This is a genomic window from Streptomyces sp. NPDC059895 (genome assembly GCF_042731035.1).
GTDB lineage: Bacteria > Actinomycetota > Actinomycetes > Streptomycetales > Streptomycetaceae > Streptomyces.
Map to the genome: position 1 here is coordinate 182,837 of NZ_JBHWKO010000003.1, position 18,648 is coordinate 201,484.

At 70.7% G+C, this 18,648-nt stretch carries 17 protein-coding genes and 1 tRNA gene; 11 read left to right on the forward strand and 7 right to left on the reverse strand.

From position 1 onward, the window contains the following. Nucleotides 1-109: 109 nt before the first annotated feature. Nucleotides 110-1,672 carry a purple acid phosphatase family protein gene (locus ACFV9M_RS04795; protein WP_385062456.1) on the reverse strand — a complete coding sequence of 521 codons (1,563 nt, stop codon included), beginning with the start codon at nt 1,670-1,672 and terminating at the stop codon, nt 110-112. A gap of 186 nt (nt 1,673-1,858) precedes the next feature. Here ACFV9M_RS04795 and ACFV9M_RS04800 point away from each other — a divergent pair, with 186 nt between their 5' ends. Next, a complete protein-coding gene (locus ACFV9M_RS04800) occupies nt 1,859-2,116 on the forward strand; it encodes a hypothetical protein (protein WP_385062604.1) in 258 nt (85 codons plus the stop codon). Nucleotides 2,117-2,168: 52 nt separating this feature from the next. Then, nucleotides 2,169-3,986: a glutamine--fructose-6-phosphate transaminase (isomerizing) gene (glmS, locus tag ACFV9M_RS04805; protein WP_385062454.1), complete on the forward strand. Its 1,818-nt coding sequence runs from the start codon at nt 2,169-2,171 to the stop codon at nt 3,984-3,986. Nucleotides 3,987-4,172: 186 nt separating this feature from the next. Here the strand turns inward: glmS and ACFV9M_RS04810 are convergent, their stop codons facing one another. After that, nucleotides 4,173-4,736 (reverse strand): GPR1/FUN34/YaaH family transporter, encoded by a 564-nt coding sequence (locus tag ACFV9M_RS04810; RefSeq protein ID WP_385062452.1) that lies wholly within the window; start codon nt 4,734-4,736, stop codon nt 4,173-4,175. Nucleotides 4,737-4,893: 157 nt separating this feature from the next. Next, nucleotides 4,894-5,421, reverse strand: a complete 528-nt coding sequence (locus tag ACFV9M_RS04815) for a universal stress protein (protein WP_385062450.1) — start codon at nt 5,419-5,421, stop codon at nt 4,894-4,896. A gap of 1,272 nt (nt 5,422-6,693) precedes the next feature. Between ACFV9M_RS04815 and ACFV9M_RS04820 the strand changes: the two genes are divergently transcribed. The 3 genes from ACFV9M_RS04820 (at nt 6,694) to ACFV9M_RS04830 (ending at nt 9,062) form a co-directional block, all read left to right on the forward strand. Further along, nucleotides 6,694-7,965: a helix-turn-helix domain-containing protein gene (locus tag ACFV9M_RS04820; RefSeq protein WP_385062448.1), complete on the forward strand. Its 1,272-nt coding sequence runs from the start codon at nt 6,694-6,696 to the stop codon at nt 7,963-7,965. 315 nt (nt 7,966-8,280) lie between these two features. Further along, entirely contained in the window at nt 8,281-8,883 is a 603-nt protein-coding gene (gene orn / locus ACFV9M_RS04825; protein WP_385062446.1) for an oligoribonuclease, read from the forward strand. A 106-nt stretch (nt 8,884-8,989) separates the two neighbouring features. Beyond that, nucleotides 8,990-9,062, forward strand: a tRNA-His gene (locus tag ACFV9M_RS04830). Between the two features lie 178 nt (nt 9,063-9,240). Here ACFV9M_RS04830 and ACFV9M_RS04835 read toward each other — a convergent pair. Continuing rightward, entirely contained in the window at nt 9,241-10,296 is a 1,056-nt protein-coding gene (locus ACFV9M_RS04835) for a LacI family DNA-binding transcriptional regulator (protein ID WP_385062444.1), read from the reverse strand. Nucleotides 10,297-10,756: 460 nt separating this feature from the next. On the opposite strand from ACFV9M_RS04835, the gene ACFV9M_RS04840 reads away from it, so the two are divergent. From ACFV9M_RS04840 to ACFV9M_RS04855, 4 genes are all read left to right on the forward strand, one after another. Then, nucleotides 10,757-12,085, forward strand: a complete 1,329-nt coding sequence (locus tag ACFV9M_RS04840; RefSeq protein WP_385062442.1) for an extracellular solute-binding protein — start codon at nt 10,757-10,759, stop codon at nt 12,083-12,085. A gap of 5 nt (nt 12,086-12,090) precedes the next feature. Next, on the forward strand, nt 12,091-13,107 hold the full coding sequence (locus ACFV9M_RS04845; protein ID WP_385062440.1) for a carbohydrate ABC transporter permease: 1,017 nt from the start codon (nt 12,091-12,093) through the stop codon (nt 13,105-13,107). 10 nt (nt 13,108-13,117) lie between these two features. Further along, nucleotides 13,118-14,020 (forward strand): carbohydrate ABC transporter permease, encoded by a 903-nt coding sequence (locus ACFV9M_RS04850; RefSeq protein ID WP_385062438.1) that lies wholly within the window; start codon nt 13,118-13,120, stop codon nt 14,018-14,020. Between the two features lie 134 nt (nt 14,021-14,154). Beyond that, nucleotides 14,155-15,591 carry a GH1 family beta-glucosidase gene (locus ACFV9M_RS04855; RefSeq protein ID WP_385062436.1) on the forward strand — a complete coding sequence of 479 codons (1,437 nt, stop codon included), beginning with the start codon at nt 14,155-14,157 and terminating at the stop codon, nt 15,589-15,591. Nucleotides 15,592-15,662: 71 nt separating this feature from the next. On the opposite strand, the gene ACFV9M_RS04860 is transcribed toward ACFV9M_RS04855, so the two are convergent. The 3 genes from ACFV9M_RS04860 to ACFV9M_RS04870 form a co-directional block, all read right to left on the reverse strand. After that, the gene (locus tag ACFV9M_RS04860; RefSeq protein ID WP_385062434.1) at nt 15,663-15,914 is read right to left on the reverse strand and encodes a hypothetical protein; all 252 of its coding nucleotides are present in this window, start codon (nt 15,912-15,914) and stop codon (nt 15,663-15,665) included. A 33-nt stretch (nt 15,915-15,947) separates the two neighbouring features. Then, nucleotides 15,948-16,826: a hypothetical protein gene (locus ACFV9M_RS04865; protein WP_385062432.1), complete on the reverse strand. Its 879-nt coding sequence runs from the start codon at nt 16,824-16,826 to the stop codon at nt 15,948-15,950. Nucleotides 16,827-16,914: 88 nt separating this feature from the next. Continuing rightward, complete coding sequence (locus ACFV9M_RS04870; protein WP_385062430.1) at nt 16,915-17,325, reverse strand: ATP-binding protein; 411 nt, start codon at nt 17,323-17,325, stop codon at nt 16,915-16,917. A 232-nt stretch (nt 17,326-17,557) separates the two neighbouring features. On the opposite strand from ACFV9M_RS04870, the gene ACFV9M_RS04875 reads away from it, so the two are divergent. Next, nucleotides 17,558-18,439 carry a Scr1 family TA system antitoxin-like transcriptional regulator gene (locus ACFV9M_RS04875; RefSeq protein ID WP_385062428.1) on the forward strand — a complete coding sequence of 294 codons (882 nt, stop codon included), beginning with the start codon at nt 17,558-17,560 and terminating at the stop codon, nt 18,437-18,439. 12 nt (nt 18,440-18,451) lie between these two features. After that, a complete protein-coding gene (locus tag ACFV9M_RS04880; protein WP_385062426.1) occupies nt 18,452-18,643 on the forward strand; it encodes a DUF397 domain-containing protein in 192 nt (63 codons plus the stop codon). Nucleotides 18,644-18,648 lie beyond the last annotated feature (5 nt).

Sequence of the window (18,648 nt, forward strand, 5' to 3'; positions counted from 1 at the left end):
CCCCCGAGTACGGTCCTCGGGGGCGCCCGCCGTGCTGTCCGGACGCGGGCGGGCCGCGGGTCGCGGCGGCCCGGCGCGCACCGCGCTGTGCGGCCCGGCGCGCACCGCGCTACTTGGCCCGGCGCGCCACCGTGAAGTGGTCCACCCGGTCGCCGGTCTCGGCGATGCCGCTGACGCTCAGGGTGGCGTAGCGGCCCTTGGCGGCGGGGGTGACGTCGACCCGCAGGAACGAGTAGTCGAGGTAGCGCACCCGCGACCAGGCGACGGTCTCGGTCTGCTTGCCGCCCTTCTGGACGACGTAGGAGGAGACGGCCTCGATGTCCTTCTCGTGGCCCTCGTAGGACTGGCCGGCGCTGAAGGCGTACAGGCTGCGTCCGGCCGCGCCCGCGGTGACGTAGACCACGCCCTCGGTCTCGGGGTAGGCGGTGCCGCCGATCGGCAGCTTCTTGACGACCTCGCCGCCCTTGAGGACGTCGGTGCGCTCGTAGACGTGGTTGTGGCCGTTGATCACGAGGTCGACGGTGTACTTCTCGAACAGCGGCACCCACTCCTGGCGCACGCCGCCCTCGGAGGCGTGGGCGGTGGAGGTGCAGTAGGCGCAGTGGTGGAAGAAGACGACGACGAAGTCGATGTCCTTCGCCGCCCGGTACTTCTTCAGCTGCGCCTCCAGCCAGGTGGTCTGGGTGCCGCCGGAGATGCCGAGGTTGGCCGGGATCTCGAAGGAGACGTCGTTGGCGTCGAGGGAGATGACCGCGGTGTTGCCGTGGACGAAGGAGTAGACGCCGGGGAGGTCGGCCGGGTCGGGGCCGTTGTCGGGGAGGACCCAGCGGGCCTCCTCGCCGCCGTAGCCGTTGGGCGAGTACCAGGCCTCCATGTCGTGGTTGCCGTACGCGACCATCCACGGGACCTGCTTGGCGACCGTCTCGGTCTGCGCCAGGAACAGGTCCCAGGTGCGCGAGTCGTAGCCGGTGTCGGTGGTCTTGCCCGCGCCGGCGGGGTCGGCGTAGCAGATGTCGCCGGCGTGCAGGTGGAAGGCGGGGTTCTGGCCGAGGATCAGGCCGTCGTTGGCGAGGGCGTGGTAGCTGACGCCCTGGTCGCCGAAGGCGGTGAAGGTGAAGGGCTCGGCCTTGGCGGGGGCGGTGGTGAAGGTGCCGAGCGTGCCGAGCAGGTGCGGGGCGGCCGGGTCGAAGCCGGCGTGGCCGACACCGTAGTAGTACGTACGGCCGGGCTGGAGACGGGCCAGCTTGGCGTGGACGTAGTACTGGGTGTGGTCGCCGCTCGCGCCGACACCGGCCGGGGTGTACAGCGTACGGACCTCGGCCTCGATCTTGCGGGAGAGGTCCCAGGGGTGGGCGCCGATGCGGACGAACGGCTTGTCCACGGCGACCGGCACCTGCCAGGAGATCGTCATCTCCGTGCGCGCGTCGGCGCCGTAGGCGAGGTGGCGGCCGAAGGGGGCGACGAGGGCGCCGTCGACCTTCTCGGTGCTGGTGGCGGTGGCCGTCCGGGGGGCGGCCTGTGCGGTGGCGCCCGTCACGAACGCGCCACCGGTGACGGCGCCCAGGGTGACCGCGCCGCCCCTGATCATCGTGCGCCGGGAGAAGCGGGAGCGCAGGTACTCGTGCTGCTCGGCCATGTTCATGCGTCCGGCGAGCTGCTCGGGAACGCCCATGCGAGGAATGTCCATGGCGTCTGAAACTGGTCCCCTCGGGCAACGGGTTGCAGGCGTGGGGGTGGACGGCTCACGAACATGCCCTCATGAGAGATTCAACGTTCGCCCAAAGATCCTTAACAGGCGGTTGCCCGATTTCGGGCAGGAATCTTGCGAAAGCCGCTGCGGTACCCCAGGATCTACCGGGTGCACGACGAACTTGTAGATCATCTGACCCGCTCCTCCCCCCTGAACAGGGGCGAGGCGCTGCGGGTGATCCAGGACGTGCTCGCCTACTTCGACGAGACGACCGAGAGTTTCGTCCGTCGCCGCCACCGCGAACTCCAGACCCAGGGCCTGGTCAACGCGGAGATCTTCGAACGGATCGAGGCGGACCTGCACTACCGAGCGGTCGCCCCGCCCGAGCTCACGCTCCGGCAGCTGCGGCGCATCGTCTACGGCTGACGGCCCCCCACCACGCCGGCACCATCCAACGGGACTTGAGGAATACGTATACATGTGCGGAATCGTCGGATACATCGGGAAGCGTGACGTCGCCCCCCTGCTCCTGGAGGGGCTCCAGCGCCTGGAGTACCGCGGCTACGACTCCGCGGGCGTCGTCGTCACCTCCCCGAAGACGGCCGGCCTGAAGATGGTCAAGGCCAAGGGCCGCGTCCGTGACCTGGAGGCGAAGGTCCCGGCCCGGTTCAAGGGCACCACCGGCATCGCCCACACCCGCTGGGCCACCCACGGCGCCCCCTCCGACGTCAACGCCCACCCGCACATGTCCGCCGACCTCAAGGTCGCCGTCGTCCACAACGGCATCATCGACAACGCCTCCGACCTGCGCCGCAAGCTGGAGGCGGACGGCGTCGAGTTCCTCTCCGAGACCGACACCGAGGTCCTCGTCCACCTGATCGCCCGCTCCGAGGCCGAGAAGCTGGAGGACAAGGTCCGCGAGGCGCTGCGCGTCGTCGAGGGCACCTACGGCATCGCCGTGATGCACGCCGACTTCTCCGACCGCATCGTCGTCGCCCGCAACGGCTCCCCGGTCGTCCTCGGCATCGGCGAGAAGGAGATGTTCGTCGCCTCGGACATCGCCGCCCTCGTCGCCCACACCCGCCAGATCGTCACGCTGGACGACGGCGAGATGGCCACCCTCAAGGCCGACGACTTCCGCACCTACACCACCGAGGGCACCCGCACCACCGCCGAGCCGACCCTCGTGGAGTGGGAGGCCGCCTCCTACGACATGGGCGGCCACGACACCTACATGCACAAGGAGATCCACGAGCAGGCCGACGCCGTGGACCGCGTGCTGCGCGGCCGCATCGACGACCGGTTCTCCACCGTGCACCTCGGCGGCCTCAACCTGGACGCCCGCGCGGCGCGCCAGATCCGCCGCGTGAAGATCCTCGGCTGCGGCACCTCGTACCACGCGGGCATGATCGGCGCCCAGATGATAGAGGAGCTGGCCCGCATCCCCGCCGACGCCGAGCCCGCCTCCGAGTTCCGCTACCGCAACGCGGTCGTCGACCCCGACACCCTGTACATCGCCGTCTCGCAGTCCGGTGAGACCTACGACGTGCTGGCCGCCGTGCAGGAGCTGAAGCGCAAGGGCGCCCGGGTCCTCGGCGTGGTCAACGTGGTCGGCTCGGCGATCGCCCGCGAGGCCGACGGCGGCGTCTACGTGCACGCCGGCCCCGAGGTCTGCGTCGTCTCGACGAAGTGCTTCACCAACACCACGGTCGCCTTCGCGCTGCTCGCCCTGCACCTGGGCCGCACCCGCGACCTGTCCGTGCGCGACGGCAAGCGGATCATCGAGGGCCTGCGCAAGCTGCCCGCCCAGATCGCCGAGATCATGAAGGGCGAGGAGGACATCAAGAAGCTGGCCGAGCAGTTCGCCGAGGCCCGCTCGATGCTCTTCATCGGCCGTGTCCGGGGCTACCCGGTGGCCCGTGAGGCCTCCCTGAAGCTCAAGGAGGTCTCCTACATCCACGCGGAGGCCTACCCGGCCTCCGAGCTCAAGCACGGCCCGCTGGCCCTGATCGAGCCGGCCCTGCCGACGGTCGCGATCGTCCCCGACGACGACCTGCTGGAGAAGAACCGCGCCGCCCTGGAGGAGATCAAGGCCCGCAGCGGCAGGATCCTCGCGGTCGCCCACCAGGAGCAGGAGAAGGCCGACCAGACGATCGTCGTCCCGAAGAACGAGGACGAGCTCGACCCGATCCTCATGGGCATCCCGCTCCAGCTGCTCGCCTACTACACGGCGAAGGCGCTGGGCCGTGACATCGACAAGCCGCGCAACCTCGCCAAGTCGGTGACGGTGGAGTAGGTCTCCACCGATCCGGCAGGGACTTCCGCCGGGGCGCCCTGTCCGGACGTCCCGGCAGGGACTTCCGCCGGGGTGTCCCGTCCGGACGTCCCGGCCCGGACGTGAACGACCCCCGTGGGCCACCTCCACGGGGGTCGTTCCCTCAAGGGGCCGGGGGAGTCCGAGCGCCCCGGCCCGCCGCTGCGATCAGCCGGTGGCCGTCACCCCCCGGCCGGCAGCGCGTCGGGGCAGTGCGGTCGGCCAGTGGGCCAGGGCCGCGGTCGCCGCGTACCAGGCGACCGCTCCCGCGGCGACGGCGAACCAGCCGCCGGCCCGGGCCGCTGCGCCGCTGTCCGCGAAGCGGGCGACGGCGAGCAGGACGAGGGCGACGGTCAGGAGCCCGTAGGCGGCCCGGCCGAGGGGATCGCCCCCGGCGGCGGTCAGGGAGAGCGCCACGAGGGCGAACAGGAGCAGGAAGAGTCCGGCGGCGTTGTCGGAGACCGGCGACCCGGCGGAGACCGCCCAGGTGAACCAGAGGGCGCCGAGGGCCGCGTACGAGGTGCCGGTGACCGTGTCGCGGTCCCGGAAGGCGAAGAGGCCGGCGACGAACAGCGCGACGCCGCCGACGTAGTGGGCGAGGGGCACGGCATCCGCCGCCGTCACGCCGTCGATCAGGTCGGTGTACCCGAGTCCGAGTGCCAACAGGGTGATGCCCAGGGCGAGTCGGCCGACGATCGTGGTGGTGCTTCCCGCGGAGACGTCGTTGTCCACGGCGGGCTCCCTTCATGCTTTGTGCAGTTGTGCGGTGAGCGATATATGCCCTTCACAAAGGCACAAACACCTCTACGCACAAGTAGGTTCACGTGCGCACAAAGGGGTCCCCGAGGTGCCGGCCGCTCATCTCCCGCGAGCGGACGGCGCGTTGGCGTCAAGGGATGACGACGACGGGCCGCTGGGCCCGCTTGGCGAGCCGTCCGGCGACCGAGCCGAAGATCCGCCCGACGATGCCGTGCGTGGAGCCGACGACGATCGCGTCGGCCTCGTACTCCCGCCCCACCTCTTCGAGTTCGTGGCAGATGTCACCGCCGCGCTCGACCAGGATCCACGGCACCTCGGCGAGGTAGTCGGCGCAGGCGAGCTCCAGGCCGAGCACCTCGGTGCGGTGGTCCGGCACGTCGACGAAGACCGGCGGCTCGCAGCCGGCCCACACCGTGGTGGGCAGCCGGTTGGCGACGTGCACGATGATCAGGCCCGAGCCGGACCGGTGGGCCATGCCGATCGCGTAGGCGAGGGCGCGCTCGCTGGAGGTGGAGCCGTCGAAGCCGACGACGACGCCGTGCTTGAAGGCGGGATCGCAGGTGTGGCGCGTCTCTTCCGCCGCCAGGGGATCGGCCGCCGTGGGGTCGGCGACCGGCCGCTTGCGGTCCGCGGGTTCGAAGAATTCGTGACCGGCCATGGCTGTCTCGGCGTATCGATCCTTATACGGTGGGGACGAGCTGGAGCGCCGGAGGTGTGTCCGGGAATCGTCTTCCCGACGTCATACCCCCAAGGGTACGGCGGCACGCCTCGTCGGCCCAGATCCCGCGCGTGGTCCGTAGGGGTTCCAGGGAGCATGCACGAGGGGGCGCCCGTAACGCAATGGTTGCTGCCCCGTACAGGCGGTTTGCACAGGATTCACGTGTCGGCCGTTCACCGTGTGAGTGACCGACCGGGCCGAACAGGCGTTGAACCCGCCGACCGTCCCCCAGGGAGGAGCCCGCACCATTCCCCCACCCCGCCCCGCGCCCGCGACCCGCACCGGCGGCGACAGGACCACCGACCTGATCCGCTGGGCGGCCTTCAGCTGCGTCCTGGTCCCGGTGGTCCTCCTCTGGTACGGCACCTCCCCGGCCGGCGCCGCCGGCACCGCCCTCGGGCTCGCCGCCGTCACGGCCGTGTGCCGGCTGCTGCTGCGACGGTCCGAGCGGTGCGCGGCACTCACACCCGCCGACGGGCACGAGCCGCACGGGCCCCCCGCCCCGGGGACGCCGGGCGCCTCGCAGCACGGCCCGCAGGCACCGCGGGGCCCGCAGGCACCGCACGGCCCGCACGGTTCGCACGACCCGCACTGTTCGCAGGACCCGCACTGTTCGCAGGACCACCCGCACGGCTCACGAACCTCAACCGCACCAGAAGCCTCAGGAGCCTCAGGAGCCTCACCGGCATCTCATGGAGCACCGGCATCAGGGCCATCACCCGCATCGCCGGGTACGCGGAGCACGCACGCGGCTCCCCGGGGCCGGGGTCGGCGCGGCGGCACGGGGGCGCACCGTGGTGGTCGTCACAACGGCGGAAGCTCACCGGTCGGCTGACCGGTTTTCACGCACGCGCCCGTATCTTTTCAGCCAACTTCCGGATACCGCGCATCCCTTGCCGCGACCACCCCCCACGCACCGTTCCACCTGCACGGAAAGGGCCTCAGGGCCCCTGCGCACCCTACGTAGATTGGCCACCGCCACGAGGCGCACTTCCCTGTGCCTCCCGCGAGTGCAACGCTTCGTGATCGAATGCTTCACGCCAAGTTGCCATGTCGACAATGTGCCGGGTGCTGAACTGGCCACTCCGGCATCACACGACACAGTAGATTCGATCTTGACTGTCTACGGCGGGGGACTCGTGCAGGACCGAGGGGAAACGTGCAGGAGCGACACAACCGAGGAGCCGCGACCACCGAGGGGGGCTTAGCAGGATGAGCCACGACTCCACTGCCGCGCCGGAAGCCGCGGCCCGGAAGCTGTCCGGGCGACGCCGCAAGGAGATCGTCGCCGTGCTGCTGTTCAGCGGCGGCCCCATCTTCGAGAGTTCCATCCCGCTGTCGGTCTTCGGCATCGACCGCCAGGACGCCGGCGTGCCGCGCTACCGCCTGCTGGTGTGCGGCGGCGAGGACGGTCCGCTGCGGACCACGGGAGGCCTGGAACTCACCGCGCCACACGGCCTGGAGGCGATCTCGCGGGCGGGCACGGTCGTCGTGCCGGCCTGGCGCTCGATCACCTCGCCACCGCCGGCGGAGGCGCTCGACGCGCTGCGCCGGGCGCACGAGGAGGGCGCCCGCATCGTGGGCCTGTGCACCGGCGCGTTCGTGCTGGCGGCGGCGGGCCTGCTGGACGGCCGGCCGGCCACCACGCACTGGATGTACGCGCCGACGCTGGCCAAGCGCTATCCGTCGGTGCACGTCGATCCCAGAGAGCTGTTCGTCGACGACGGCGACGTGCTGACGTCGGCGGGCACGGCCGCCGGGATCGACCTGTGCCTGCACATCGTGCGCACGGACCACGGCAACGAGGCGGCCGGCGCGCTCGCCCGGCGCCTGGTGGTACCGCCGCGCCGCTCGGGCGGGCAGGAACGCTACCTCGACCGGTCTTTACCCGAGGAGATCGGCGCCGACCCGCTCGCCGAGGTCGTCGCCTGGGCGCTGGAGCACCTCCACGAGCAGTTCGACGTGGAGACGCTCGCCGCGCGCGCCTACATGAGCCGGCGGACCTTCGACCGCCGTTTCCGGTCGCTCACGGGCAGCGCCCCGCTCCAGTGGCTGATCACCCAGCGGGTGCTCCAGGCGCAGCGGCTGCTGGAGACGTCGGACTACTCCGTCGACGAGGTCGCCGGCCGGTGCGGCTTCCGCTCGCCGGTGGCCCTGCGGGGACACTTCAGGCGACAGCTGGGCTCCTCGCCGGCCGCCTACCGGGCGGCGTACCGGGCCCGCCGGCCGCAGAGCGAGCGTCCGCCCGCCGACAGCGAGCCGACGGCGCCGGTCGCGGCACCCCCGGCCGGCGGACTGCCGAGCGGGCCGGCCCTCCACCCCGAGCCCGGTGTGCCGCCGCAGGTGCGCAGGACGGCGGCGGGCGCGGCGGTGGGCTCCACCGCGTCGGCGTCCTCCGGCGCCGGGTCCGCCGGGTCGGCGGAGCACCCGCGGGACTACGCGGGATCGCGGGCCGGGCTGCCGGGGCCACGCAGCGCGATGTGAGACCGGCGGGAGGGGGCGGCGGGGGCGGGCGACGCCCCCACCGCCCCCTCCTCATGCCGTCCTCCGGGGGACGGCCGGGCGGCGACCGACAGACGGCCGGGTGACGGCGGTGAGGCGGCCAGGAGACGGCCGGGCCACGACAGCGAGGCGGCCGGGTCGCGACCGAGGGACGGCCGGGTGACCACGGCGAGGCGGCCGGATGGCGACCGGGAGACGGCCGTGGGGCGGTTGCGGGGCGGTTGCGGGGCGGCCGTCCCCTTGTCCGGGCGGAACCGGGGGCATCCCATCGGGGGACGTCAGCCTTAGGGTGGTCGCATGAACGATCGCATGGTGTGGATCGACTGCGAGATGACCGGCCTCTCGCTGTCCGACGACGCGCTCATCGAGGTTGCCGCCCTCGTCACCGACTCCGAGCTGAACGTGCTCGGCGAGGGTGTGGACATCGTCATCCGGCCGCCGGACTCGGCGCTGGAGACGATGCCGGAGGTGGTGCGTCAGATGCACACCGCGTCCGGCCTGCTCGACGAACTCGCCGCCGGCACGACCCTCGCCGACGCCGAGAAGCAGGTGCTGGCGTACGTGCGGCAGCACGTGAAGGAGCCCGGCAAGGCCCCCCTGTGCGGGAACTCCGTGGGCACCGACCGCGGCTTCCTGCTGCGCGACATGCCGACGCTGGAGGACTACCTCCACTACCGGATCGTCGACGTCTCCAGCATCAAGGAGCTCGCCCGGCGCTGGTACCCGCGGGCGTACTTCAACAGCCCGGAGAAGAACGGCAACCACCGCGCCCTGGCCGACATCCGCGAGTCCATCGCCGAGCTGCGCTACTACCGTGAGGCCGTCTTCGTCCCGCAGCCCGGCCCCGACTCCGAGACCGCCAAGGCCATCGCCGCCAAGCACGTCCTGCCCGCCCAGTAGACGGCCGCCGGACCACCCCGGCGAAAGGCGTGCGCGAGCACCCCTTCGGACCCTGTACACTTTTTCTCGGCCGGTCGGTGAACCACCCAGTGAACCGCCGGTCATGGTGGGTGTAGCTCAGCTGGTAGAGCACCTGGTTGTGGTCCAGGATGCCGCGGGTTCGAGTCCCGTCACTCACCCTGAGTCATCAGGCGGTGACCTTCGGATGAAGGTCACCGCCTGATGCGTTTCCGGGAACACCCCCGCCCCCCGCACCCGCACCCGCCCCCGCCGACACGCCTGCCCCGCAGGCCTGGACAGCCGGTCCCCCCGAACGCGCCCGCCCGGCCGCCCGCGCCCCCGGCCCCTCCCCCGCCGCTACGACGACGCCCGGTCCACCAGTTCCGTGGCCAGCACCACCTGCCGCCGCTCCAGGCCCCGCGACACCGCCGGACGGCGATCCGCTATCTCCGTGAGCAGCAGATCCAGCATCCTGCGGCCCATCTCCTCGATGGGCTGGCGGACGCTGGTCAGCGGTGGGTCCATGTGACGGGCGATGGCGGAGTCGTCGTAGCCGACGAGGGCCACGTCCTCCGGGATGCGGCGGCCCGCCTCGCGCAGGACCTGGCGGGCGCCGGCCGCCATGACGTCCGAACCGGCGAAGACCGCGTCCAGCGAGGGCGTACGGGCGAGCAGGTCGGCCATCGCGCGGCGGCCGCCCTCCTCGGTGAAGTCGCCCAGCTCGATCAGCCCCTCGTCCACCTCGCACCCCGCGTCGCGCAGGGCGTCGCGGTAGCCGTCGACGCGGCGCTGGGCACCGTACACGTCCAGCCGGCCGGTGATGTGGGCGATACGGCGGCGGCCCCGGGCCAGCAGGTGCTCCACGGCGGAACGGGCGCCGCCGTAGTTGTCGGAGTCCACCGAGGGAAGCGTCTCCGCGGCGGAACGGGGGCCGCTGATCACGGCCGGGATCTCCAACTGGGAGAGCAGGTCCGGCAGCGGGTCGTTCGCGTGGACCGAGACCAGCAGGACACCGTCCACCCGGTGCGCCGCCAGGTACTGGGCCAGCCGCCGCCGCTCCCGGTCGCTGCCCGCGAAAATCAGCAGCAGCTGCATCTCCGTGTCGGAGAGCTCCGCGCCGACGCCCCGCAGCATGTCCGAGAAGTACGGCTCCGCGAAGAAGCGCGTCTCCGGCTCGGGGACGACGAGGGCGATGGCGTCCGTACGGTTGGCGGCGAGCGCGCGGGCGGCGGTGTTGGGGACGTAGCCGAGCTCGGCGACCGCCGCCTCCACGGCGGCGCGGGTCGCGTCGCTGACCCGGGGCGAACCGTTGATCACCCGGGAGACCGTGCCCCGGCCCACGCCGGCCCGTGCGGCCACCTCTTCGAGGGTCGGCCGGCCACCGCTCCGGCCCCGCGCTCCGTGGCTTGCCATGGGCTCCGCCTTCCCGCCGTTCGTCATCACGCTGGCCTGGAATCTAACAGTCCCGACTGTTCGCACGGCCGGGCACCGCAGGCCCGCTCCCCGCGACCGCGCACCGGAAGCCGCACGCCCACCGCCCCGGACGCCGCACGCCTACCGCCCCGGACGCCGCCCACCCGCGCCCGCCGCACGCCGTACGGCCACACCGGCGCGAAGGCCGCTCCGGCCGAAAAGCATCGCTGTCCGGGAGTTAGCTAACAGCCGGATAACTGAACGCATCTCTCCACGCGCCCACCCTTGACACCCCCGCCCGAACCGGCGACTCTTCAACACATCACTTGTGGGAGCGCTCCCACGGTACCTGACACATACATATCCCGCACGTTCCCCGCCCGAGCCGCAGCGAGAAACTAACGGGCCCAACAATGCAGTTGGCCGGGGGGTCGGCACGTCAGGGCAACAGGAGGACGTAATGCGAGCACGTACCCGAACCTCCCGTCGGGTGGTGGTCCTGGCGGCCGTCGCGACGCTGGGCGCCGGGCTGCTGGCCGGCTGTGCCGACGACGGCGGCAACGAGAACTCGGGCGGTTCGTCGTCCGGAGACGGCGACGGCAAGACCACGATCACGCTGGGACTCTTCGGCACGATGGGCTTCAAGGAGGCCGGGCTCTACGCGGAGTACGAGAAGCTCAACCCGAACATAAAGATCGCCGAGACGGTCATCGAGCGGAACGAGAACTACTACCCGCCGCTCCTCAACCACCTCACCACCAACAGCGGTCTGCAGGACGTGCAGGCCGTCGAAGTGGCCAACATCGCCGAGATCACCGCGACCCAGAGCGCCAAGCTCCAGGACATGTCCAAGGTTTCGGGTGTGAAGGCGAGCAACTGGGTGGACTGGAAGTGGGCGCAGGCCACGACCAAGGACGGCAAGACGATCGGCCTCGGCACCGACATCGGCCCGATGGCCATCTGCTACCGCACGGACCTCTTCCAGCAGGCCGGTCTGCCCACCGACCCGGCGGAGGTCGGCAAGCTGTGGGCGGGCGACTGGAACAAGTTCGTGTCGGTCGGTGAGCAGTACAAGGAGAAGGCCCCGAAGGGCACGTACTTCATGGACTCTCCCGGTGGCCTGATCAACGCCATCCTCAGCAGTCAGACGGAGAAGTTCTACAACTCCTCCGGCGAGGTCATCTACAAGACGAACCCGGCCGTCAGGAACGCCTTCAACCTGACCGCGAAGGCCGCCGAGGAGGGCCTGGTGCAGTCCTCGACGCAGTTCCAGGCGGCGTGGGACCAGACGATCGCGAACAGCAAGTTCGCCACGGTGGCGTGTCCGCCGTGGATGCTCGGCACCCTCAAGGGCAAGTCGAAGCCGGAGTCCGTGGGCAAGTGGGCCGTCGCGGTGGCCCCGAAGTCCGGCAACTGGGGCGGCTCCTTCCTCACCGTGCCCTCCAGCGGCAAGAACGTGAAGGAGGCCGAGAAGCTGGTCGCCTGGCTGACCGCGCCGGAGCAGCAGGCGAAGCTGTTCAAGGTGCAGGGCTCCTTCCCGAGCGCGCCGAGCGCGTACACGATGCCCGAGGTGACCGGCGCCAAGAACGAGATGACCGGTGACGCCCCCATCGGCACCATCTTCGCCGCGGCCGCGAAGGCCGCCCCGGAACAGGTGATCGGCCCGAAGGACCAGATCATCCAGCAGGGTCTGACCGACAACGGCGTCATCCTCGTGACGAAGGGCAAGTCGGCGGAGGAGGCCTGGAAGACGGCCACCAAGACCATCGACAACAGCCTGGACCAGTGACTCGTATGACCACCCGTCACGACAGCGCCGCGCCCCCCGTGAAGGAGGGGGGCGCGGCCCCGGGCCGCCCGACACCGGGCGCCGCGCCCGCGGAGGCGGAGCAGCGCCGGCGCGCCCGGCTCTCCCGCCGCTGGCAGCGCGACATCCGCTGGAGCCCGTACGCCTTCGTCTCCCCGTTCTTCCTGCTGTTCCTCGCCTTCGGCATGTTCCCGCTGGTCTACACGGGCTGGGCGTCGCTGCACCAGGTGGAGATGACCGCGCCCACCGACATGACCTGGGTGGGGCTGCACAACTACACGCGGATCTTCGACGACGAGTTCTTCTGGAACGCGGCGAAGAACACCCTGACCATCGGCATCATCTCGACGGTGCCGCAGCTGCTGATGGCGATGGGGCTCGCCCACATCCTCAACTACAAGCTGCGCGCCTCGACCTTCTACCGGGTCGTGATGCTCGCGCCGTACGCGACGTCGATCGCGGCCGCCTCGCTCGTCTTCGTGCTGCTCTTCGGGCGCGACTACGGCATGGTCAACTGGGTGCTCGACCTGGTCGGGATCGACGCGGTCGACTGGCAGGAGGACAAGTGGCCGTCGCAGTTCGCGGTCTCCACGATCATCATCTGGCGGTGGACCGGCTACAACGCGCTGATCTACCTGGCCGCGATGCAGGCGATCCCGCAGGATCTGTACGAGTCGGCGGCGCTGGACGGCGCGAGCCGCTGGAAGCAGTTCTTCCATGTGACGCTGCCGTCGCTGCGGCCGACGATCCTCTTCACGGTCGTCGTCTCGACGATCGGCGCCAGCCAGGTGTTCGGCGAGCCGCTGCTGTTCGACGCGAACAAGGGCTCGTCCGGTGGTGCGGAGCACCAGTTCCAGACGCTGGGCCTGTACCTGTACGAGCAGGGCTGGGTCAACCAGCACCTCGGCCGGGCCTCCGCGATCGCCTGGACGATGTTCCTGATCCTGATCGTGATCGGCATCGTCAACTACGTCATCTCGCGCCGGCTGCGCGCCAGTAGTTAGGAGTACGGCCGTGACGACGACACTGACTCCGCCGGACACGACCCCGCGGAAGTCCCCGGGCGGGCGACGGCCCAGGTCGGCCCGCGCCGGCGGCACGCTGCACGCCGGGCCGGTCGCCTACCTGATCCTGGCGCTTTTCACGATCGGCTCGTTGTTCCCGCTGGTGTGGACGGCGATCGCCGCCTCCCGCGACAGCAACCGGCTGGCGCAGACGCCGCCGCCGTTCTGGTTCGGCTCCAACCTCTTCCACAACCTGGACCTGGCCTGGAACGACGCCAATCTGGGGACGGCCTTCCTCAACACGACGATCGTGGCCGGGACGTCGGCCGTGACCATCGTCTTCCTCTCCACGATCGCCGGGTTCGCCTTCGCCAAGCTGCGGTTCAAGGGGCGGGGCGCGCTGATGCTGATCGTCATCGGCACGATGATGGTGCCGCCGCAGCTGAGCATCATCCCGCTGTACATGATGGTCGCCAAGCTGGAGTGGACCGACCAGCTCCAGTCGGTGATCCTGCCGTCGCTGGTGAGCGCCTTCGGTGTGTTCTTCATGCGGCAGTACCTGATCCAGGCGCTGCCGGACGAGATCATCGAGGCGGCCCGGGTGGACGGCGCGAGCAGTTGGCGCGTGGTGTGGCACGTGGTGTTCCCCGCGGCGCGCCCCGCGATGGCGGTGCTCGGCATGCTGATGTTCGTCCAGACGTGGAACGACTTCCTGTGGCCGTTCCTGGTGCTGAGCCAGACCGGCAACCCGACCGTGCAGGTGGCGGTCGCGGGCCTCGGCCGCGGGTTCACGCCCGACCAGTCCCTGATCATGGCGGGCGCGCTGCTGGGCACGCTGCCGCTGCTGCTGGTCTTCGCGATCTTCGGCAAGCAGATCGTGGGCGGCATCATGCAGGGGGCCGTGAAGGGCTGACGTCCACCGCCGATCCCAGCGACGTTTCCGGGGGCCGGGTCAGCGCCGCCTCGGCCCCCTTTCCGCACCCGCACCTCTTCCCCCATCCTCCGTCGGTCTCGACGACCTCGACGACCACCCATGGGAGCGCTTCCATGTCCGAGTCCGCACAGCCGGCCAACCCGGTGTCCTTCCCTTCCGCCTTCCTCTGGGGCGCCGCGACGTCCGCGTACCAGATCGAGGGGGCGGTGCGGGAGGACGGCCGCACGCCGTCGATCTGGGACACCTTCAGCCATACGCCGGGCAAGACCGCCGGCGGTGAGACCGGTGACATCGCTGTCGACCACTACCACCGCTACCGCGACGACGTGGCGCTGATGGCGGAGCTCGGTCTGTCGGCGTACCGCTTCTCCATCTCCTGGTCGCGGGTCCAGCCGACCGGCCGCGGTCCGGCGGTCCAGGTGGGCCTGGACTTCTACCGCCGCCTGGTCGACGAGCTGCTGTCCAAGGGCATCAAGCCGGCGATCACCCTCTACCACTGGGACCTCCCGCAGGAGCTGGAGGACGCGGGCGGCTGGCCGGAGCGCGACACGGCGTACCGGTTCGCCGAGTACGCGCAGATCGTCGGGGAGGCGCTCGGCGACCGGGTGGAGCACTGGATCACGCTCAACGAGCCCTGGTGCAGCGCTTTCCTCGGCTACGCGTCCGGCGTGCACGCGCCGGGCCGCACGGACCCGGTGGCGTCCCTGCGGGCGGCCCACCACCTGAACCTGGCGCACGGGCTGAGCGCCTCGGCGCTCCGGTCGGTGATGCCGGCCCGCAACTCGGTGGCGATCAGCCTCAACTCGTCGGTGGTGCGGCCGCTGTCGCAGTCGCCGGGGGACCTGGCCGCGGCCCGGAAGATCGACGACCTCGCCAACGGCGTCTTCCACGGCCCGCTGCTGCGGGGCGCGTACCCCGAGACGCTCCTTACCGCCACCTCCTCCCTCACCGACTGGTCGTACGTCCTCGACGGCGACCTGGAGGCGATCCACCAGCCGCTGGACGCGCTGGGCCTGAACTACTACACGCCCACCCTGGTCTCGGCGGCGGACGCCGACCCGAGGGCCCCGCGGGCCGACGGCCACGGCACCAGCGACCACACCCCCTGGCCGGGCGCGGACGACGTCGCCTTCCACCAGACGCCGGGCGAGCGCACCGAGATGGGCTGGACGGTCGACCCGACCGGTCTGCACGAGCTGATCATGCGCTACGCGAAGGAGGCGCCCGGCCTGCCGCTCTACATCACGGAGAACGGCGCGGCCTACGACGACAAGCCCGACTCCGACGGCCGCGTCCACGACCCCGAGCGCGTCGCCTACCTGCACGGCCACCTCCGGGCCGTCCGCCGCGCCATCACCGAGGGCGCCGACGTCCGCGGCTACTTCCTGTGGTCCCTGCTGGACAACTTCGAGTGGGCGTACGGCTACGAGAAGCGGTTCGGCGCGGTGTACGTGGACTACGCGACGCTCGCCCGTACGCCGAAGTCGAGCGCGCTGTGGTACGGCCAGGCGGCGAAGTCGGGCACGCTCCCGGCCCTCGAGACCGCCTGATTCGGGGGAACGGGGAAGGGGCGCGGCACGTCGTGGGAGCGTGCCGCGCCCCGCTGTCTTCCGAGGCCCGCTTACGCCTCGCCGAACAGGTCTTCGGCGGTTGACGCGGTCAGGGAACGGTCGAGCCAGGTGTCGAGGAGGTCGAGATCCGTGCAGGAGTTGACCCGCTCTCGTACGGCTTCGGGGACCTCGATGTCACGCAACTCGAGGACGCGGAGGATGGCCTTGGCGCGACCCTTGGCCTCGCCCTTGGCCTCTCCCTCGTTGAAAGCTTCCTCGATGATGGTGCCGCTGCCGGGGAAACGGGGGGTGTATGCGGCCATCAGCTGCCTCCACGGTGCACGGGCCGGGTGTCGCTACGACTCATCGAACAGGTCGTCCGCCGTCGACGCGGTCAAGGACCGGTCGAGCCAGGTGCCCAGCACCTCCAGGTCGGTGCAGGAGGTGACCCGCTCCCGAGCGGCCTCGGGGACCTCGATCCCGCGCACCTCGAGAACGCGGAGGATGTCAGCGGCCCGGCCCCTGGCCTCGCCCTCGTTGAAAGCTTCCTCGATGATGGTGCCGCTGCCGGGGAAACGGGGAGTGTAGGTGGCCATCAGCTGCCTCCAGAGTGCACGGGCCTGGGTGTCGCCCAGGCCGACTTCGGTGAATTCCGCCCAGCGCTTCGCGGTCTCGCCGCCGGTCTCGGCCACCGCCTCCGCCAGCGCGTCCAGTATCGCAGGAAGGTCCGGGTCCTTGGCGTGGGCGAGCGCGGAGAAGACGGCGAGGGCGAGGTCCTCGCTCGCCTCGTCCGGGTCGGTGACCGCGGGAACGTTGCTCGGGCCCAGGACCAGTGGGAAGACCGCCATGCTGGTGTGCACGGGCAGGCCGACCCGGACGGGTTCCGCCGCCCAGGACGCGGTGGCCTTGTCCCGGCAGACGACCAGCAGGATCGGGGGCAGTTGGTACTTGGCGTAGAGGTGCGCCAGGTAGTACGTCCAACTGCTCGGCTTGTCCTGGTCCGGCTTGCCCTGGGCCTCGACGGCGAGCAGGAAGCTGCCGTCGTCCGCCGTGTCGACCCGGAAGAGGGTGTCCACCCTGCGTGCCAGCGGCCTGATCTCGGTGAGATCCGTGTCCAGGTGCTGGATCGCCGTGGGCTGGGGGAAGGCGATGCCCGCCCGGGGCAGGGCCCGGGCGAAGAGCCCCGGATCCTCCCGGAAGATCTGGTGCATCGCCTCATGCGCTGAACTGACCATGTGACGGAACGTAGGCGGGTGCCGGGTGCGGTGAACACCGTTTCGCGGCTTATTCAGCCCTTTGGGTGAATGTGCCACCGGCCTATGCCTAGGTTGGCTGTCCGAGCTCGAACCAGGTGGCCTTGCCCCGGCCCGGACCGTGGGTGCAGATGCCCCAGGCGTCGGCGCCGGCGGCGATGAGGTGGAGGCCGCGGCCGTCCTCGTCGTCGTGGGCGGGGGTTCGGGGGGTGGGGAGGCCCGGGGCTTCGTCATGGATGGCGACGCGGAGGCGGCGGTGGGGGTCGGTCCAGCCGGCGTGGAGGGTGACAGGGGTGGTGCAGCCCTTGTCGGCACAGGCGTTGATGGCGTTGGTGACGGCCTCGGAGGTGAGGAGGACGGCGGTGTCGGCGAGGCCGGGGTGGGAGGAGATGAGGAGGAGGGTCCGGACGGCGTCACGGGCCGTGCGGACCCAGGCGGGGTGGGGCGGGAAGGTGAGGGAGACGCTTGGGGGGTCGTCCACGGGAGGGTCCCTTCGTCGGTCGGTTGTGGATCCACGCGGTGACCAGGTCCGTGCCTCGACAAGTGGCGTGAGAGCGGGGGTGCTTCCTCGTGGGTGGCTTGTCATCGACGGTAGGGAAATGTTTTCCTTCACAGCAAGCTTCTCCCTGCACTGTCACCTAAGTGGGTGACCAGCCAACAGCTCGGTGACTCTCTCCGGTCGAGGTCGGCAGACTGCTGAACAGGAGGTCGACATGGCACCCAGAACCAACCCCAGCGAGCGTCAGCGCCGGCTGGGAGCAGAGCTGCGCAAGCTGCGCGTTCGAGCCGGGCTGACCGGCGAGCAGGCCGCCGCCTTCCTGGACGCGGACCGCGCCCGCGTCAGCAACATCGAGACGGGGCGCATCGACGTGTCCCGCAACCGCCTCTACAAGGTGTTGCGGGAGTACCGCTGTCCTTCGGGACCGTACTTCGACGCCCTCATGGCCATGGCACAGGAGAATGGAAGGGGCTGGTGGGACGAGTTCAGCGAGACGATCGGCCCGGCGGCCCGGGATCTCGCCGAGCTCGAAGCCCGCTCGACGGTGCTGCGCACCCACAACCCACTGGTGATCCCCGGCATGCTGCAGACCAAGGAGTACGCCCGTGCCGTCCTCGCCGCCACGGAAGCCGAGCCACAACGGGCCGACCGGTACGCGGAGTTCCGCCTCCGCCGGCAGGACGTGCTGACGAGCGAGTCGTCGGTGGCCTGCCACGCGATCATCCACGAAGCCGCACTCCACACCCGGGTGGGCAGTCCGGCGGTCATGCGCAAACAACTGCTGCGGCTGATGGAAGTCTCGCGCCTCCCCAACGTGACCGTGCAGGTGTACCCGTTCGAGGCGGGCGTCTACGCCGCCCACAGCCGGTCGTTCGTCATCTTCGGCACAGGAGTCGCCGAACTGGACACGGTCTACCTGGAGCATCCGACGAACTCGCTCTTCCTCTGGGATGGAGCTCAACTGGATGAGTACGCCAGAATGTTCGAGCGACTCTCGGAGCTGGCGCTGGCGCCCATCGACCCGGAGACGGCACCCGAGTCGCACGAGTCACGCGACTCCCTGAGCCTCATCCAGCATGTGATGTACACCCTTTGAAAGGACCCCGCCGTGCCTCACCTTGCCTGGCAGAAGTCGTCGTTCAGCACCGGCGGCGAGGGCGAGTGCGTAGAGCTGGCGGCATCCGCCCCCACCCGCCTCCACCTCCGCGAGAGCGACCGCCCGGAGGAGGTCGCTCTCGTGGCGCCCCGTGCTCTCGCGGCTCTGCTGCACGCCGTGAAGGACGGTGGCCCGGGGCGTTGACCCCC

Coding starts and splice junctions, on each gene's coding strand:
- ACFV9M_RS04795 (WP_385062456.1), bottom strand. CDS start 1,672: ATGGGCGTTCCCGAGCAGCTCGCCGGACGCATGAACATGGCCGAGCAG.
- glmS (WP_385062454.1), top strand. CDS start 2,169: ATGTGCGGAATCGTCGGATACATCGGGAAGCGTGACGTCGCCCCCCTG.
- ACFV9M_RS04815 (WP_385062450.1), bottom strand. CDS start 5,421: ATGGCCGGTCACGAATTCTTCGAACCCGCGGACCGCAAGCGGCCGGTC.
- ACFV9M_RS04820 (WP_385062448.1), top strand. CDS start 6,694: ATGAGCCACGACTCCACTGCCGCGCCGGAAGCCGCGGCCCGGAAGCTG.
- orn (WP_385062446.1), top strand. CDS start 8,281: ATGAACGATCGCATGGTGTGGATCGACTGCGAGATGACCGGCCTCTCG.
- ACFV9M_RS04835 (WP_385062444.1), bottom strand. CDS start 10,296: ATGGCAAGCCACGGAGCGCGGGGCCGGAGCGGTGGCCGGCCGACCCTC.
- ACFV9M_RS04840 (WP_385062442.1), top strand. CDS start 10,757: ATGCGAGCACGTACCCGAACCTCCCGTCGGGTGGTGGTCCTGGCGGCC.
- ACFV9M_RS04845 (WP_385062440.1), top strand. CDS start 12,091: ATGACCACCCGTCACGACAGCGCCGCGCCCCCCGTGAAGGAGGGGGGC.
- ACFV9M_RS04855 (WP_385062436.1), top strand. CDS start 14,155: ATGTCCGAGTCCGCACAGCCGGCCAACCCGGTGTCCTTCCCTTCCGCC.
- ACFV9M_RS04860 (WP_385062434.1), bottom strand. CDS start 15,914: ATGGCCGCATACACCCCCCGTTTCCCCGGCAGCGGCACCATCATCGAG.
- ACFV9M_RS04865 (WP_385062432.1), bottom strand. CDS start 16,826: ATGGTCAGTTCAGCGCATGAGGCGATGCACCAGATCTTCCGGGAGGAT.
- ACFV9M_RS04875 (WP_385062428.1), top strand. CDS start 17,558: ATGGCACCCAGAACCAACCCCAGCGAGCGTCAGCGCCGGCTGGGAGCA.